Raw genomic sequence first — 16279 nt, 5'->3', positions numbered from 1 at the left:
CCACACACCCGATCTAGTACACAGGACGTTCACTGTTGCCGCCCAATGCTGCGTACCAAGCCGGCACCGGAGGCGTAACTGCGATCATATGGGGAACTTCAATATCTACATAAGTAGGCTGTGGGTTCTGCGCAAACTCGCGCACTACTGTCTCGAGTTCTGCGAGGGTTGTCGGCCGCGCAGTCTTCGCGAAACCCGATGCCATGGCAACCGGGAGCGGGTCGATTGTTCCCGGGTCAACCCCAAAATACTTCTTGTCGTAGTAGAGGTGCTGCAGCATCTTAATCCAGCCGTAACTGTGGTTCGTGAACTGCACGTAGAGAATCGGCAGCTTAAACCGAGAGACTGTCTCAAGCTCTCCACTCGCCATTCCAAAGCTACCGTCCGCTGTGAAAGACACCACGGGTGCCTTCGTTGCAAAATAGCCGCCAACCGCTGCCGGAATCGCGTAGCCCATTGGGCCATGGCCGCGCGGAATGATGACGGTGCGGCCGGGCTTAGAGACTGGCCAGTAGTTCGCCACGTTCGGCGTTGGAGTACCGGGATCCGCGAACACTGAACCTGCCTCGGGAACCAGCGACGCAATGAGTTTCACGCAGTCCGCGGGAAGCAGTCCGGCCGCCGGCCCGTTCTCCTCCTGTCCAGGAGTGTCGTGCGGGTCCGTAACATCGGCGCGGGCCGCGGCTATGCGTTCGAGCCGCGAGCGCTTCTCCTGCGGAGCGACCTCGTCGAGCGCCGCAATGAGCTGTCTGACGACGGTCAGCGCGTCTCCGATCAGCGCGATCCCGTCGGGATAGTTCACGCCTGCGATAGCGCTGTCCATATCGATGTGGATCGGGAACACCCGTCCACGCTGCGGGCAGGTGAATCCATTCGTGTTCGTGGCGTTCGCCCGGGTGCCAATGAAGAGCACAACATCAGCCTCCTCGAGGTACCTATTTGTACCTGGCTGCCCGCCGTTGTTTCCCGAGATACCTAGGAGATGGGGGTCGTGATCGGCGACCGTACCTCTGCCATGGATGCTCGTCGCGATACCGGCTCCAAGCTGCTCTGCCAGCTCAACGACTGCTGCTTCGGCCCGCGAGGTAAATACCCCTGAGCCAAGGACCAGGACTGGCTGCTGCGCGGCCTGTAGCCGGTCGGCTGCCGATTCAATAAGCGATTGACGAGCGGCTGGTCGTTCCCCTGGTAGGCGGATGATCTCTGGGTCGGGCACGACAGAAGACAGCGACGACACCTCATCCAATATCCCCTCGGGAACAATGATTGCAACCGGCCCTGGCCTGCCTGTCGTGGCCTCGCGCATCGCAGTGCGCAGCATGTTCGGGATCTGGTCCACGTTTTCCACGACAGCTCGCCACTTTGTCACCGCAGTGAAGAGAGCAACCTGGTCGATCTCCGTCAGGGCGCCTGTCCCCCGGCTGCTCGAGTGGATGTCCGACGTAATGAGCAGGAGGGGGATGCCCGAGGCCATCGCTTCTCCGAGGCCCCCGACAGCGTACGTCGTTCCCCCGCCGCTCGATACCTCTGCAACCCCCACTGTGCCCGTCAGCCGGGCATAGCTATCTGCCATCGCAACGGCGTGACGTTCGTCCCGGACCAGAATATGTTTCAGGGTATCTGGGTTGTCATACATTGCGTTGTAGAGCCCGACGCCAGTGTCACCCGGAAGCCCAAAAATCGTATCAACCCCGAACCCTGCAAGCGTCTCAACAATCAATTCGGCGCCTGTGCGCATCTTTTCGGACAATGCTGTACCCATCTTTTCGTTCATTTCTACTCAAACCCACTTTTGGAACGGGTGCGACAGTGCCCCCTGGAGCCAATTGGCTGCGGTAATTGCATCCCACACAGGAAGCTTTGTTTCAAGCCGGACTCGTTCGGAATACGGTGGAAGGTTTGTGCATTCGAATACAAATCCCCCAATCTTGCGCTCGCCCCTGAGAGCCGCCAAACACGCTGCGAGGATCTCTTCCTCGGCACGCTCAGGGTCCAACGGGCCCTCATCACCAACCACGACCGGATAGAAGTGGTGGCCCTTTTCGAGCCCAACGACGACAATGCGTTCCTGGTCAGCCACGGAGATGCCAGCCCCTTCGAGATGCGCGGCCGTGAGAGTACTGCCGTTCACAGTCAGAACACACAGGGAACTCGACGGAGGGATCACGCGAAGCGCCAGCGGAATCTGGAGAAGGCTTGATGTCAGCACGGGAACCTGGAGTTCTTCGCTGAGCTCACGCTGGAAAATCGAAAGGAACCCACAGGAGGTAGCCAGCCCCCGCACTCCGCGGTGGATGAGGGCCTTGCCCGACTCGACGAACTTGGCCAGAAGCCCCTCCGCAGATTTCTCGACAACGTGCGGAACAGAGGCACCTCGCGTGACCTCGTAGTGAACGGGGAACGAGAAGGTTTTCCCATTGGCGATGTCGCCGACCGGCCGAGGAAAGTCAGCGTCGAGGAGCATGATCCCAAGGTCAACCCCGTACGTGGGTTTTCCCCTCTGGATGTAGCGTTCGGAATTCGGCGTTGTCACTTCTTCTTCCCCTTCAAGTTGACCCATTTGAGCACTGGTTTGCCGGCCAGGCCAATGAGGTAGTTACATCCCGCTCCGAGCAGGCCGATTGTGATCATCGCGGCTATTACGTAGGAGAATAGGAACTGGTTGTAGGTGTCCATAAGGACATATCCGACACCGGACTTGGCTCCAAGCGCTTCTACGATTACCACGGTTGTCCATGAGATGGCCATGGCAACCTTGAGCCCGGTGAAGATGCTTGGCATCGCGGCTGGCAAGACAACTCTGAAGAGAACCTGGCGTTCCGAAGCTCCAAGCATCCGTGCAGCACGCATATACGACTCATCTGCGTAGTGAACGCCGTCTACTGTATTGACGTACACCGGGAAGAATGTTGCCAGAGCAGTCAGGAAGAATGCTGGCTGGTCCCCCGTGCCGAAAAGCAGGAGTGCGATCGGCACCCAGGCGGTTACCGATATCGGGCGCAGCGCGTTGATCAGCGGGTCAAGCAACTTCGATACCGGCATAAAGCGTCCGACGAGAGCCCCGAGGACTACACCGAGAAACGCTCCGATAGTGAACCCCACGAGAATTCGGAAGCTACTCACTCCAACGTGCTGCAGCCATGTGTTCGCGTAAACGTTGGAAATCTGACCAACACCAAACATCCAGTTCATGAGCGCCGCGATGGTCTCGGTGAAAGATGGGAACATTCCGTTGCCGAGCACGCGCAGCCGGCCGACAATCTCCCAAACACTCAAGAAGATGACAGGGCCGAGCACGTAAAGTGAATCACTCTGGGTGAGTCGTGGCCTAGGCCGCGATGTAGCGGCGTTGGGATCCTGCGTCTGGCCAGGTCCGACGACGACGTTGGCTCGTGTACCTGTTGTTACTGCACTCCCCATCGCTACTGATTACCCCCACCGACAAAGTAGTCATCGAGGCGGTCAGAGTAGTCCTCGCTTACAATTCCGATACCGTGCAGCGACTTCGCGATCGCTTTGACGTCGCCGGGATCCACTGCTGAGACAGCGCTAACGTTTTCGATAGCGCGCTTGAGGATATCGGGGTCTGAGCTCGAAAGCTTCATAAACTCATCCACCCAAAATTCCTTGTCAGAGTTCACCTTGTCTTTCGCCTTTTCAAACGCCGCAAGGACGGATTCAACGGCTTTCGGGTGCTCTTCAATGAACTTGTTTGAGACCGCAAGCCCACTGTTGACGCGCCACGCGTCATCATAGAACGTGTCGGAAATTGCGGGGACTTCGTGTCCAAATTCGCGGGCAATAGCTTCGGACGCGGACGGCTCCCAGATACTCACCACGTCTACGTCCCCGTTCATGAGCGCGAGCACCATGTCCGGCGCACTGCCGATATTTACGAAGTCAGTATCCTGCTCGATGTCAATTCCGTGGCTCTGGGCTGCAAGGACCAACTGCTGGTACTGAGTTGATCCCTGCGCCGTTCCTACAGTTTTGCCCCTCACATCTTCCCAGGAATCGATGTCGACACCGTTTCGCACGAGGATCCTCGTGCCTCCTTCAGATATCCCAGCCACGTACTTATAGTTCACATCGCCACGGTCGAGTGCGGAGATCGTGTTGTTGTATCCCATCGGCATCATGTCAATGGAATTGCCCTGCATCGCAACCATCATTTCGTTGTTGGTCTTGAACGGACTGAGCTTGATCTGCACGTTCTCGTCCTCGATGAACTGGTTCGTGACTGCCCAGTGTGTAGAGTGCACGGTTGGAACCCAAGCGGCCTTGATCACGACTTTGTCGCTCGAGCCCCCACCGCTCTCAGCTTCGGTACCCGAGCTGCAGGATGTGAATGCCAGTACTGCAATTGCTGCCGCCGCAATCGTTGCGCCGTTTCGAATTTTCATTTTTCTCCCTGTGTTGCACACTTCTTCGTGTGTTGAGGTGGATTAGTGCTGGAGTAGCGTGAGTAACCGCTGCTTGAGTTCTTGGAACGCTGGTAGCGCCGTGACCTGATAATTGCGTGGCCGCGGAAAGTCGACGGTGATCTGTTCACGAATCTTCCCTGGCCTGCCCGTCATGATCACTACCCGGTCAGCGAGTAGAAGAGCCTCGTCGATGTCGTGGGTGATGAACATGACAGTGCGCTTGTCCTGCTCCCAAATCTGGAGCAGGAGTTCCTGCATACTGATCCTGGTTTGGGCATCAAGTGCACCGAACGGCTCGTCCATCAGGAGAACATCCGGGTCGTTGATGAGCGCGCGAGCAATGGAAGCTCGCTGCTGCATCCCACCGGAAAGCTGGCCTGGAAGATGCTTCTCGAACCCGTCGAGTTTCACAAGCGAGAGCATCTCTCGCGCGCGTTCGCTGTAGTCGCGCTCCGCAACGCCTTTGACTTTCGGGCCAAACACAACGTTCTCCCACACGTTTAGCCAGGGCAGCAGGTTGGCGTTCTGGAACACAACTCCGCGATCGGGCCCCGGTTTTGCGACGGTCTTGCCGTTGAGCAGCACCCGCCCGCCCGTCGCGCGATCGAACCCCGCCAGCAGGTTGAGCGACGTTGACTTGCCACACCCGCTCGGCCCCAGAACGGCGACGAACTCGCCTTCTGCGATGTCTAGTGTGTATCCCTCAAGGGCCGTGACGACGCTTGCTCCAACTTCGAAGCGGACGTCCACGTCGATGAGTTCAATTTTCGGTGCTGCTGTGCTCCTCATTGAGCTGTTCACTTGATCTCCAATCAGATCGCAGGAAAGTCGACTTTGAGATATTCCTTGATGTATATCTTGCAGAGTATCTATGATCAAGTCAAGAGACATTTGCAGGTTGACGAAGTTAACTGGCGCGCAATCGCTTTACTTCAACGAAATCTCCGCAATGAATTGTCACCTCAATTCACAAGAACAAACCAACTTCCCACCTGCGATGGTCGCTGAAGCTCCGGTGATCGCTTCGCACTTTCAAGGAAAGCAGGAAGCCGGATATAGCTTCCTTAGGAAGTATCCGGTTCGGAGTTTGCTAGGCGTTACGTCCAAGACTCGGTCGGTGCCGCAGTTAGCTGCCAGCAGCGAGCGCTCACAACTCGGCCGCACTCTGCTGGGCGACCGAGGCTGACCTGCTCACAAGCTTTCCCGCAACCTCTTGAGTAGCCGACCGACACAGCGCCCATGCACTATGGAGCCATACACGGCATTGGTCGATGGCCGGGGATCGAGCGAAGAGCCTCGTTCTCAGCAATACACGTCTATGTCGCTCACATGCGTCAGGCCGGCTATAGACCGTGCAGGCAACGAATGCCATTCCACCGAAGCATTGAAACACTGATGACAAGGTGATTCCTGCGGCTGAGGTGCAGCACTTTCGTCTACCCGGAGTAACTCTTGCGGCGGCTTACGAATCGCGAAGCTGCAAAAGCTACATCGATGAGAACTGCAAGGCCTTCAGCGAGCCAGACCTCATCGGAAACAGCAAGCTGACGCGCGCCCGAGCTGATCGCTCGGGTGCATCCCATCAGCCAGACGAGCCCTCAAGGGCATGATCTCAGCGAGGTGAGGGTGGGCAGAGCGGGCGCGGCGCGGGGGAAAGCGAAAAACCCGGGCCCCACTAGGTGGGACCCGGGCTGGTGCAGGAACGCAGCAGGCACGCAGTACTAGACCGCCAGCCGTTCCTTCACTACTGCTGCAAGATCATCGGCAAGCTGTTGCGCCTGCTCGACCTCGCCGGCCTCGACCATGACGCGCACGACGGGCTCGGTGCCCGACGGGCGAAGCAGTACACGGCCCTCACCTGCGAGGAGTTCCTCGACCTGGCGCACGGCCTGCTGCACGACCTCGTCGCTGTTGGCGCGGGTGCGATCCACACCGCGCACGTTCACGAGTACCTGCGGGTACACCTTCATACACTTCGACAGCTCCGACAGCGGCTTACCAGTGCGCACAACCTCGGCAGCAATGTGGAGACCCGTGAGGATCCCGTCGCCAGTCGTAGCGAACTCGCTCATGATGACGTGTCCGGACTGCTCGCCGCCCAGCGAGTAGCCGTGCGCGTTGATCTCCTCGAGCACGTACCGGTCGCCGACGCCGGTCTGAATGACGTCGATGCCGTTGTCTGACATCGCGAGCATGAGACCGAGGTTCGACATGACCGTCGCAACGAGCGTGTTCTTATCAAGCTTGCCGCGGCTCTCCATGGAGAGCGCGAGGATCGCCATGATCTGGTCGCCGTCGATCTCGGCGCCAGCGTTGTCGACCGCGAGGCAGCGGTCAGCGTCACCGTCGTGGGCGATACCGAGGTCGGCCCCGTGCTCAAGCACGGCAGCCTTCAGCGGGTCAAGGTAGGTCGAGCCCACTCCGTCGTTGATATTCATGCCGTCGGGGTCATTACCGATCACGACAATCTTTGCCCCGGCCGCGGTAAACGCGTCAGGCGAGATGCCGGAAGCAGCGCCGTGGGCGCAGTCGAGCACCACGGTGAGGCCCGCGAGGCTCGTTCCCTCGAGCGTGCCGAGCAGGTGCACGAGGTACCGATCCTCTGCATCAGCGAAGCGTCGGATGCGACCGACCTCTTTGCCGGTGACCGCGATCGGCGGCAGGCTCATAGCCGCCGCAATAGCGTCTTCGACGTCGTCGGGAAGCTTGCGGCCGCCCTCTGCAAAGAACTTGATCCCGTTGTCGGGGGCCGGGTTGTGGGAGGCGGACACCATGACGCCGAAATCGGCTCCGGTGTCGGCGACCAGATACGCGGCTGCCGGGGTCGGGATGACGCCCGCGTCGAGCACGTCGACGCCGGCTGCGGCGAGCCCGGCTGACACAGCAGCCGAGATGAACTCGCCAGAAACTCGCGGATCGCGTGCGACGATCGCGGTAGCGCGACGGCTCTCGCCTCGGGCATTACGCCCGAGTACGAGAGCCGCTGCGTGCGCGAGGGCGAGGGCGAGGTCGGCAGTGATATCCACGCCGGCCAAGCCTCGCACCCCATCGGTGCCAAACAGGCGTCCCATAGGGAATTCGCTCCTGTTTAGCGCTTCGAGTACTGAGGCGCCTTACGGGCCTTCTTGAGTCCAGCCTTCTTGCGCTCCTTGATGCGAGCGTCGCGGCTCAGGAAGCCAGCCTTCTTCAGCGTTGCACGGTTGTGCTCTGCGTCGATCTCGTTGAGCGCGCGAGCAACAGCGAGGCGGAGTGCGCCGGCCTGACCCGAGGGGCCACCGCCGTCGATCGTCGCGATGAGGTCGTATGCGCCACCGAGCTCAAGAACGGTGAACGGATCGGTGATGAGCTGCTGGTGCAGCTTGTTCGGGAAGTACTCGGCGAACTCACGACCGTTAACGGTCATCTTGCCCTCGCCGGGGATGAGACGCACGCGGGCGACAGCCTGCTTGCGACGGCCCACTGCTGCACCGGGAACGGTGAGCGCGGGGCGCGGAGCCGCTGCGGTTGCCTGCGATGCAGGGGTCTCGGTGGTGTAGCTCTCAGTGGCCACGGTCTGCTCTTCAGTCACGTTAAAGTCTCTCTTCTGGTGTCTCTAGCGCGTTACTGCGCAACCTGGCCAAAGGTGTAAGGGGTCGGCTGCTGGGCAGCGTGGGGGTGCTCCGGGCCTGCGTACACCTTGAGCTTGCGGAACAGGTCTGCACCGAGCGAGTTCTTCGGAAGCATGCCGCGGATCGCCTTCTCAACAGCGCGCTCCGGGTTCTTCGTGAGGAGCTCGGTGTAGGTGACCGAACGGAGGCCGCCCGGGTAACCTGAGTGGCGGTAAGCTTTCTTCTGAGCTGCCTTGTTGCCGGTCAGCACAACCTTGTCCGCGTTGACAATGACGACGTAGTCGCCCATGTCCATGTGCGGTGCGAAGGTGGTCTTGTGCTTGCCACGGAGCAGGGCTGCTGCGTGCGATGCGAGGCGGCCGAGAACCACGTCTGCTGCGTCGATGACGATCCAGTCGTGCTTCTGGTCAGCTGCCTTCGGCGAATATGTGCGAGTCACTGTCGTGCTGCTTTCTGTCGAAATGGAGGAGTTCTTGAATCCCACTCCGTGCGAGGTCCCAGGCAGCTGCGCTGCGCGAGTTCCTGTGCGGTGGAGGGCTCAACAATTCGGGTGCTTGCGCACCAACGATCAACTTTAGCACAGAACAGCGCCGCGCTCTCCCGCGCGGCTGCTCAGTCGTCGAGCGGATCGCGGCGAGCCCGCGTCTGCTCCGCGCGCGCGGCGAGACCCTCGGCCGGCGGGTAGCCAATTTCCTCGAGCGAGAGCCCATGCGCGGGCATCACGGTGAAGCGGCTGGTGCGTTCCCTGGCGTCGCGCAGCTCGAGCAGCTCCCCCGCGCTCAGACGGCCATGCCCGACGGCAACGACCGATCCTACGAGCGCTCGCACCATCGAGTGACAGAACGCGTCGGCTTCGATCCGCGCCGCGTATGCGCCGTCGGCGGCCTCGCGCCACTCGAAGGCGAGCAGCTCGCGTACCGCAGTTGCCCCCTCGCGCGCTTTACAGAAGGTCGTGAAGTCCTGCAGCCCGAGCAGGTCTGCCGACACCTGCTGCATGGTTTCGAGGTGCAAAATACGCGGCACATCGGCGGTGAATCGCGCGGTGAGCGGATCTCGCGGCGCATTCTCGGGCCGCAGGCGGTACTCGTAGCGGCGCTTGACCGCCGAGAAGCGGGCGTCGAAGCCGGCCGGCGCGATCGCAACGCGATGGATCGCGATGTCGCCCGCGGATCGCTGCAGTACGCCGTTCAGCCTGCGGGTCATGATGCGTGAAACCTCGTCGTTCCGCGCCGCGTCGAGGTCCCGGTCGCCGTCGTGGTCGTGGTCGTGGTCGCATGTTACATCGGTCTGCGCGACGGTCTGCGCGTCGGTTGGCGCGTGGTTCTGCGCACTGGTCTTGCCGGGGCCGCGCCGCTGCGAAGCGCTCCACCTCGCGAACTGCTCTGGAGTGAGGTCGACGTGCGCGACCTGACCGCGCGCGTGCACGCCGGCGTCGGTGCGCCCGCCGACGGTGAGCCGCACCTCGTTGGGCGCGGTGCGCAGCAGCACCGCAATGGCGGCCTCGATCTCGCCCTGCACGGTGCGCAGGCCTGGCTGCACGGCCCAGCCTGAGAAGTCTGTGCCGTCGTAGGCGATGTCGAGTCGCAGCCGGGTGGTTTCCACGCACACCAGTGTGCCAGAACTCTCCGCGCCAACGCGCGCGGGTCATAGAGAAGAGAGAAGGATGGGAGCCAACGGAGCGCGCCGCAGCGCCTCAGGCATTCGGCGTGGCCACCCCGGGAGCGGATCCGGGGTACCATCTTCGGGTGTCTGTTCGTCCGTTTCGCCCAACTGGCCAGCCCGTGAACTCGCGGGGCGGCCGGTTCGGTGGACTCGACGGGCTGCGGGCAATCGCGGTCGGAATGGTTCTCGTCTACCACCTGTTCCCGAAGGCACTCCCCGGCGGATTCCTCGGCGTCGACGTGTTCTTTGTGATGAGCGGATTCCTCATCACCTCGCTGCTGCTGCGCGAACTTGAGTCGACGGGCAGGATCGATCTGCTCGCGTTCTGGCGTCGCCGCGCACGCAGGCTGCTGCCCGCCGTCGCCCTCGTGGTGCTGGTGAGCACGTCGCTTGCGCTTGCGGCCAGCCGCGACCTGCTCGTCGGAGTCGCCCAGCAGATTGCGGGCGCTGTCTTCTTCGTCAGCAACTGGGTGTTCATCGCGAACGGCTCGGATTACTTCGCGCGGGACGCCCCCGAGCTCTTCAGAAACTTCTGGTCGCTCGCGCTTGAAGAGCAGTTCTATATTGTTTTGCCGATCATCGCGATTCTCGTCTTCAGGCTCAGGTCACGGTTGACCTGGGCGATCCCGCTGGCGGCGCTCGGCCTTGGATCAGCATTCTTGATGGCGCAGCTGGCGCACACCGGTGCAGATCCAACCCGCATCTACTTTGGCTCTGATTCGCACAGCTTTGGGCTGTTCCTCGGAGCAGCGATGGCCGTCGTGCTCTCGCGGGCAAGCCAGCGCGCACTCGGCAAGGCTGGCCAAGCCGCGTCGCTCGTGGTCGCGCTGCTCGGTTTCGCCGTGCTCGGCGCGCTGGCGATCTTCTTGAAGGAGGCCAGCCAGGAGAGCTTCATCGGAGGTTTCCAGCTGGCCACCATCGCGGCACTCGCCGTGGTCTGGGCGATCACGCGCGAGGGCGCGATCGTGGGACGGGCACTCGACGTCACGCCACTGCGCTGGATCGGTGAGCGCTCCTACGGCATCTATCTCTGGCACTGGCCGCTGCTCGTCATCGTCACAAGCATCGCGACCGCAGCCGGGTTCGGGAAGAGCTGGCTCGTTCCAGTAATCACTCTGACCCTCACGATCCTCTTCTCGGCGCTCTCCTACCGCTTCGTCGAGCAGCCCGTGCGCAGGGTTGGCCTGCGAGGCGCGCTCATTCGCTGGTTTAGCCCGCGCAGCTACACTCCGCGCCGGAAGAAGATCTCGATCGGGCTCGCAGCGGTGATTGCGGTCACGTTCCCGCTCACCGGCGTCGCCGTCGCGATTGCCCCGCAGCAGACGTCATCTGCAGAGTCGATCTTGCGCGGGCAAAAGATGCTTGAGGCAGACCGCGCGAAGCCTGCCGCTGACGGCGAGGGTGGTGGCGGCGCAGATTCAGGATCGGGATTGGGATCGGGCAGCGACCCAAAGAGCACCGACGTTCCGAGCGGCGTAGACAAGGGCAACGACGACAAGGGCAGCGACGACAAGGGCAACGACGACAAGGCCAGCGATGCTGGAAAGGGCGCCGCGCCCAAGAGCGGCGACGCCAAGGATGCTGACGCCGGGAAGAGCGGCGACTCGAAGGGCACTGATGCTCAGGGCGGCGATGCCAAGGGTAGTGATGCGAAGGGAACCGATGCCGGAAAGGGCACCGCGACCGGGAAGAAACCCGCGCCTGCCCCGGTGAAGATCGAGGGCCGCGACATCACTGCCGTAGGCGACTCGGTCATGCTCGCGAGCTACCCAGAACTCACCGAGGCGTTTCCGGGCATCGAGGTAGATGCTGCGGTGTCTCGCGGACTGTGGGCAGGCGTCGACATTCTCTCTGACATGGCTGCACAGGGCACGCTGCGCGAGGTCGTCGTCGTTGGCCTTGGCACCAACGGCCCGGTGGAGCCAGAGGCGCTCTCGGCGCTGCAGGAGGCCGTTGGCGCGCGCGCGCTGGTGCTCGTCGATGCGCACGCTGAGCGGGATTGGATCCCCGAGGTCAACGAGACGCTCACCGGCTTCGCGAGCACGCATCGCAGCGTCACGCTTGCGAAGTGGGATGAGGCTGTCGGCGACACCCCTGAGTACCTTGCAGAGGACGGCATCCACCCCGGCCCCGAGGGCGGCATGGTGTACGCGGGTGCGGTCCGGAAGGCGCTTGATGAGCTCCTCACCCCCGGCGAGGCCACTGGCTGGGCGGTAGGCCGCCGCTAAGCGCCCGCCGGGCTCCTCGGCCCGCCACCATCACCACCGGCGTGCGCCCGTTCTCTCGCGCGCACCTGCCCCTGCCCCTGCCCCTGCCCCTGGCATCCTCCCCGCCCCCATTAATTCAGACCGACCCTTGCGAGGGGCGAAAACGGGGCGGAATGGTTTAATCGGGGACTTCAGGATGCGGCGGGGTGCATCGGGGAGTCGCGCGCGAGCACGGCTGCAGCGCCGACAGTACGGCTGCAGCGCCGAACGGCAGAGCGCAGCGCCGAGCGGAAAAGCGCAGCGCCAAGCGGACACGCGCAACGCCAAGAGCACGCAAAAGCGCCCCGGGCCGAAGCCACGGGGCGCTGTGCGTACTCTCGGAAGAGGGGAAAACCTATTCGGCCTTCTCCTCCGCGGGAGCCTCGGTCTCGGCGACCTCTACGGTCTCCTCAACTGCTGCGGTCTCCTCGACTGCCACGGTCTCTTCGACGACCTCAGCCTTGGGCTCAGCCGGCTTCTCAGCGGCCTTCTTTGCCTTGGGCTGTACGGGCTCGAGAACGAGCTCGATGACTGCCATCGGGGCGCGGTCGCCCTTGCGGTAGCCGGTCTTCACGATGCGGGTGTAGCCGCCATCGCGGTTCTCGACGAGGGGTGCGATCTCGGTGAAGAGCTCGTGCACAACCGACTTGTCGAGGACACGACGCATGACGCGGCGACGCGAGTGCAGGTCACCGCGCTTCGCGAAGGTGACGAGGCGCTCTGCGAGCGGCTGCAGGCGCTTGGCCTTGGTCTCTGTGGTCTGGATGCGCTTGTGCTCGAAGAGCTGCGAAGCCAGCTGGTTGAGCATCAGGCGCTCGTGAGCGGGACCGCCTCCGAGGCGGGCGCCCTTGGTGGGCTTAGGCATGTGTGTACTCCTGTGTGTGTTCGATCAGCTAAAGAGCCGGATCGTTAGTTAACGTCGTCTTCGTAGCTGTAGAAGTTGGCCCCGTCAAAACCGGGAACCGCGTCCTTGAGCGAGAGGCCCATCTCGGCAAGCTTGTCGCGCACCTCGAAGACGGACTTCTGACCGAAGTTACGAATGTTCATGAGCTGTGCCTCCGAGAGCGCAACAAGTTCGCTCACGGAGTTGATGCCCTCGCGCTTGAGGCAGTTGTAGCTGCGCACCGAAAGGTCGAGATCTTCGATCGGGATCGAAAGCTCGCCCTCGGCAACAACCTCAACCGGCGCGGGGCCGATCTCGACGCCCTCAGCGGCAGTGTTCAGCTCGCGTGCCAGCCCGAACAGCTCGACCAGGGTCGAGCCAGCCGACGCGATTGCGTCGCGGGGGCTGATTGCGGGCTTCGACTCGACGTCGACCACGAGGCGGTCGAAGTCAGTGCGCTCACCGGCACGAGTTGCCTCGACACGGTAGGTCACCTTGAGCACGGGTGAGTAGATCGAGTCGACCGGGATACGGCCAACCTCTGCGTCGTCGTTACGGTTCTGCGCTGCAGAAACGTAGCCACGGCCGCGCTCAATGGTGAGCTCAAGCTCGAACTGTGCGTCGTCGCCAAGGGTCGCGATGACCAGCTCGGGGTTGTGCACCTCGACGCCAGCAGGCGCTGAGATGTCGGCGGCGGTGACTTCGCCTGCCCCGGTCTTGCGAAGGTACGCGGTGATCGGCTCGTCGTGCTCGCTCGATACAACGAGGCCCTTGATGTTCAGGATGATCTCGGTGACGTCTTCTGTGACACCGGGGATCGTCGTGAACTCGTGAGCCACGCCCTCGAAGCGGACGCTGGTGACAGCGGCTCCGGGAATCGAGGAGAGCAGCGTACGACGAAGTGAGTTACCAAGCGTGTAACCAAAGCCAGGCTCGAGGGGCTCGATCGTGAAACGTGAGCGGTACTCGGAGATTGAATCTTCGGTCAGAGTGGGGCGCTGTGCAATGAGCACTGTATGAGTTCCTTTCGCTGGAGTCCGCTATATGACTCTGCGGTAAAGAGGGTGATGGGAACGTACCCAGCTCGCCTAGCGGGCGAGCCGGTGTCGCGCCGACCGAAGCCGGCGCGACAGAGGCGCTTAGACGCGGCGGCGCTTGGGCGGGCGGCAGCCGTTGTGGGTCTGCGGGGTAACGTCGTTGATCGAGCCAACCTCGAGGCCAGCGGCCTGAAGCGAACGGATCGCGGTCTCGCGGCCCGAGCCGGGGCCCTTCACGAAGACGTCAACCTTCTTCATGCCGTGCTCCTGTGCCTTGCGGGCAACAGACTCGGCAGCGAGCTGCGCGGCGAACGGGGTCGACTTACGCGAGCCCTTGAAGCCAACGCCACCCGACGATGCCCAGGTGAGCACAGCACCGGTGGTGTCGGTGATAGAGATGATCGTGTTATTGAAGGTCGACTTGATGTGGGCGTGGCCCACTGCGATGTTCTTCTTGTCTTTGCGACGCGGCTTGCGCGCTGCCGACTTGGGTGCAGCCATTGAGTATTCTCCTGAAAGCTATGTGTGAATGGTCGGTGTGAACCGGTGTTACTTCTTCTTACCGGCGACGGTGCGCTTCGGGCCCTTGCGGGTACGAGCGTTCGTCTTGGTGCGCTGACCATGCACAGGCATGCCCCGGCGGTGGCGAATTCCCTGGTAGCTACCGATCTCAACCTTGCGGCGGATGTCGGCCTGGACCTCGCGGCGGAGGTCACCCTCTACCTTGAAGTTGCCCTCAACGTGGTCACGGAGCTGAACGAGCTGCTCGTCGCTCAGGTCGCGAACACGGGTGTTCCCGTCGATGCCGGTCGCTTCGAGCGTCTTCAGCGCGCTCGTGCGTCCAACGCCATAGATGTAGGTGAGCGCGATCTCTACGCGCTTTTCGCGCGGGATGTCTACGCCTGCAATACGTGCCATGTCTGGCTCTCCTTGCGGATTAGTGGAGGTGTGGTGCGCATCGTGGGATTAGGCCTCCGACCCAAGGTGTCCCCTTCCAGCGTGATGCGGAAGGTTCTTCGATGCGCGATTTCAGTTGTAAAACGTTGATCTGCGAGCTGCAGGTCAGGGTGTTTAGCCCTGGCGCTGCTTGTGACGCGGGTTGCTCTTGCAGATCACCATGACGCGGCCGTGGCGGCGGATCACCTTGCAGTGATCGCAGATGGGCTTAACGCTGGGGTTGACCTTCATTGTTTTTCCTTTAGCGGGTTCGCTGTCCTCGTACCCACGGGATGCCGTGAGCCGTTACTTTCCGGTGGACGTGAACGCAGGTCTACTTGTAACGGTAGACGATGCGACCGCGGGTCAGATCGTACGGGGTCAGTTCCACGATCACGCGGTCCCCTGGAAGGATGCGGATGTAGTGCTGACGCATTTTCCCCGAGATATGCGCGAGCACCTTGTGGCCGTTCGTAAGCTCTACCCTGAACTGTGCGTTCGGGAGTGCTTCAGCTACTTGGCCCTCGATCTCGATGACGCCGTCTTTCTTCGCCATAGCCTCACTGTCGCTCGTGTTGATTCACCGGTCTTGCGAATGCTTCCCCCCTGTTTTCGCGAACGCAAAAGCAGGCACAAAGCACCAACGAGCAATCCTATCCCGGAATGCCCGCCTTGTCCACCCTACCGCGTGGGTAGGCGGCGACGCGCCGGTGGCTTCAACTCTCAGGCAAGGTGGAACTCGCGCTCACGGCCGCACTACGGCGAGACGAGACGAGCAGCATGAGGCCCGGAAGCAGGCCCACGCCGGTGATTGCGGCGATCCCGAAGGCGACACCCTGGGCCATTCCCGCGGGGTCTCCGCTCCCACTCGTACTGAAGACCCCGAGGAGCGCCGACACCAGCGCGTAGGCGATAAGCTGCGTCGTGCTCAGCGCCGCGGCCGCCTTCTCCCCCTCGGCTTGTTCCTCGGTCGCGCCCATCGCGCGCACGCTCAGGTGCGGGAAGGCGGCACCAATCGCCGTGCCGGCAAGCGCCAGCGCCACGATCCACAGCACGATGCGCCCCGCGCCTGCGTCCTCGTGCTGCAGGATCCCATACGCGGCCAGCGCCGCGGCAAGGAGGATCGGCGACACCACCATCACCGCCCGCGACGTCTTCGGACCAAATCTCACGCTGACGATCTGCGACGCGGTCCAGCCGAGCGACAGCGCTGCCCCGAGAAACCCGGCCCACACCGGGGAGAGGCCACCAAGCTGTTGCCCGAACAGGGGGACGTAGGTCTCGATCATGACGCCGGCGCACAGCGTTGCGAGCAGGAGGTAGACCCACTTGAGTGGGTTTCCGCGCTCGAACGTCATGCGCGGCAGCACGGTGTGCCGCCCCCGCGCCTCGGCGAGCAGAAACAGTCCGATGAACAGCACTCCGACCACGATCGCCGTCGCATCGTGGCCGAGCGGTGCCAGCACTGATGCCAGGCTGAAGC

Annotated in this window: 17 protein-coding genes; 1 reads left to right on the top strand and 16 read right to left on the bottom strand. The window is 62.3% G+C overall.

What is annotated here, in order from left to right; genetic code table 11:
* Positions 1 to 13: 13 nt before the first annotated feature.
* The 9 genes from ACI1US_RS13475 to ACI1US_RS13435 form a co-directional block, all read right to left on the bottom strand.
* Positions 14 to 1762: a thiamine pyrophosphate-binding protein gene (locus tag ACI1US_RS13475; protein ID WP_461640906.1), complete on the bottom strand. Its 1749-nt coding sequence runs from the start codon at positions 1760 to 1762 to the stop codon at positions 14 to 16.
* An 18-nt stretch (positions 1763 to 1780) separates the two neighbouring features.
* Positions 1781 to 2533, bottom strand: a complete 753-nt coding sequence (locus ACI1US_RS13470) for an aspartate/glutamate racemase family protein (RefSeq protein ID WP_461640905.1) — start codon at positions 2531 to 2533, stop codon at positions 1781 to 1783.
* Positions 2530 to 3420 (bottom strand): ABC transporter permease, encoded by an 891-nt coding sequence (locus ACI1US_RS13465; protein ID WP_461640904.1) that lies wholly within the window; start codon positions 3418 to 3420, stop codon positions 2530 to 2532. Before ACI1US_RS13465 ends, ACI1US_RS13470 begins: the two co-directional genes overlap by 4 nt.
* A 2-nt stretch (positions 3421 to 3422) precedes the next feature.
* Complete coding sequence (locus ACI1US_RS13460; RefSeq protein WP_461640903.1) at positions 3423 to 4403, bottom strand: ABC transporter substrate-binding protein; 981 nt, start codon at positions 4401 to 4403, stop codon at positions 3423 to 3425.
* Positions 4404 to 4445: 42 nt separating this feature from the next.
* The gene (locus tag ACI1US_RS13455; RefSeq protein ID WP_461640902.1) at positions 4446 to 5174 is read right to left on the bottom strand and encodes an ABC transporter ATP-binding protein; all 729 of its coding nucleotides are present in this window, start codon (positions 5172 to 5174) and stop codon (positions 4446 to 4448) included.
* A 971-nt stretch (positions 5175 to 6145) separates the two neighbouring features.
* Complete coding sequence (gene glmM, locus ACI1US_RS13450) at positions 6146 to 7495, bottom strand: phosphoglucosamine mutase (protein WP_416550219.1); 1350 nt, start codon at positions 7493 to 7495, stop codon at positions 6146 to 6148.
* A 17-nt stretch (positions 7496 to 7512) separates the two neighbouring features.
* Positions 7513 to 7992, bottom strand: a complete 480-nt coding sequence (gene rpsI, locus ACI1US_RS13445; protein WP_416550221.1) for a 30S ribosomal protein S9 — start codon at positions 7990 to 7992, stop codon at positions 7513 to 7515.
* Positions 7993 to 8024: 32 nt separating this feature from the next.
* Positions 8025 to 8471: a 50S ribosomal protein L13 gene (rplM, locus tag ACI1US_RS13440; RefSeq protein WP_416550222.1), complete on the bottom strand. Its 447-nt coding sequence runs from the start codon at positions 8469 to 8471 to the stop codon at positions 8025 to 8027.
* Between the two features lie 173 nt (positions 8472 to 8644).
* Positions 8645 to 9643, bottom strand: coding sequence for a tRNA pseudouridine synthase A (locus tag ACI1US_RS13435; RefSeq protein ID WP_461640925.1), 999 nt, complete (start codon positions 9641 to 9643; stop codon positions 8645 to 8647).
* Positions 9644 to 9777: 134 nt separating this feature from the next.
* Here ACI1US_RS13435 and ACI1US_RS13430 point away from each other — a divergent pair, with 134 nt between their 5' ends.
* A complete protein-coding gene (locus tag ACI1US_RS13430; RefSeq protein ID WP_461640901.1) occupies positions 9778 to 11922 on the top strand; it encodes an acyltransferase family protein in 2145 nt (714 codons plus the stop codon).
* 373 nt (positions 11923 to 12295) lie between these two features.
* On the opposite strand, the gene rplQ is transcribed toward ACI1US_RS13430, so the two are convergent.
* The 7 genes from rplQ to ACI1US_RS13395 form a co-directional block, all read right to left on the bottom strand.
* Positions 12296 to 12805 carry a 50S ribosomal protein L17 gene (gene rplQ / locus ACI1US_RS13425; RefSeq protein ID WP_416550224.1) on the bottom strand — a complete coding sequence of 170 codons (510 nt, stop codon included), beginning with the start codon at positions 12803 to 12805 and terminating at the stop codon, positions 12296 to 12298.
* Positions 12806 to 12849: 44 nt separating this feature from the next.
* Positions 12850 to 13836, bottom strand: a complete 987-nt coding sequence (locus ACI1US_RS13420) for a DNA-directed RNA polymerase subunit alpha (protein WP_042544392.1) — start codon at positions 13834 to 13836, stop codon at positions 12850 to 12852.
* A 126-nt stretch (positions 13837 to 13962) separates the two neighbouring features.
* Complete coding sequence (rpsK, locus tag ACI1US_RS13415; RefSeq protein ID WP_042544393.1) at positions 13963 to 14361, bottom strand: 30S ribosomal protein S11; 399 nt, start codon at positions 14359 to 14361, stop codon at positions 13963 to 13965.
* Positions 14362 to 14409: 48 nt separating this feature from the next.
* A complete protein-coding gene (gene rpsM / locus ACI1US_RS13410) occupies positions 14410 to 14778 on the bottom strand; it encodes a 30S ribosomal protein S13 (protein ID WP_416550225.1) in 369 nt (122 codons plus the stop codon).
* A gap of 153 nt (positions 14779 to 14931) precedes the next feature.
* Complete coding sequence (gene rpmJ, locus ACI1US_RS13405; RefSeq protein ID WP_005050492.1) at positions 14932 to 15048, bottom strand: 50S ribosomal protein L36; 117 nt, start codon at positions 15046 to 15048, stop codon at positions 14932 to 14934.
* An 82-nt stretch (positions 15049 to 15130) separates the two neighbouring features.
* On the bottom strand, positions 15131 to 15352 hold the full coding sequence (infA, locus tag ACI1US_RS13400) for a translation initiation factor IF-1 (protein ID WP_059063343.1): 222 nt from the start codon (positions 15350 to 15352) through the stop codon (positions 15131 to 15133).
* Positions 15353 to 15512: 160 nt separating this feature from the next.
* Positions 15513 to 16279 (bottom strand): MFS transporter (locus tag ACI1US_RS13395; RefSeq protein ID WP_461640900.1); only part of this gene is annotated, 767 nt, incomplete at its 5' end.

Source organism: Leucobacter sp. BZR 635 (genome assembly GCF_048061935.2).
Taxonomy (GTDB): Bacteria; Actinomycetota; Actinomycetes; order Actinomycetales; family Microbacteriaceae; genus Leucobacter.
The sequence above is the reverse complement of the archived record's forward strand: the minus strand, read 5'-3'. Positions and strand labels throughout refer to the sequence as shown.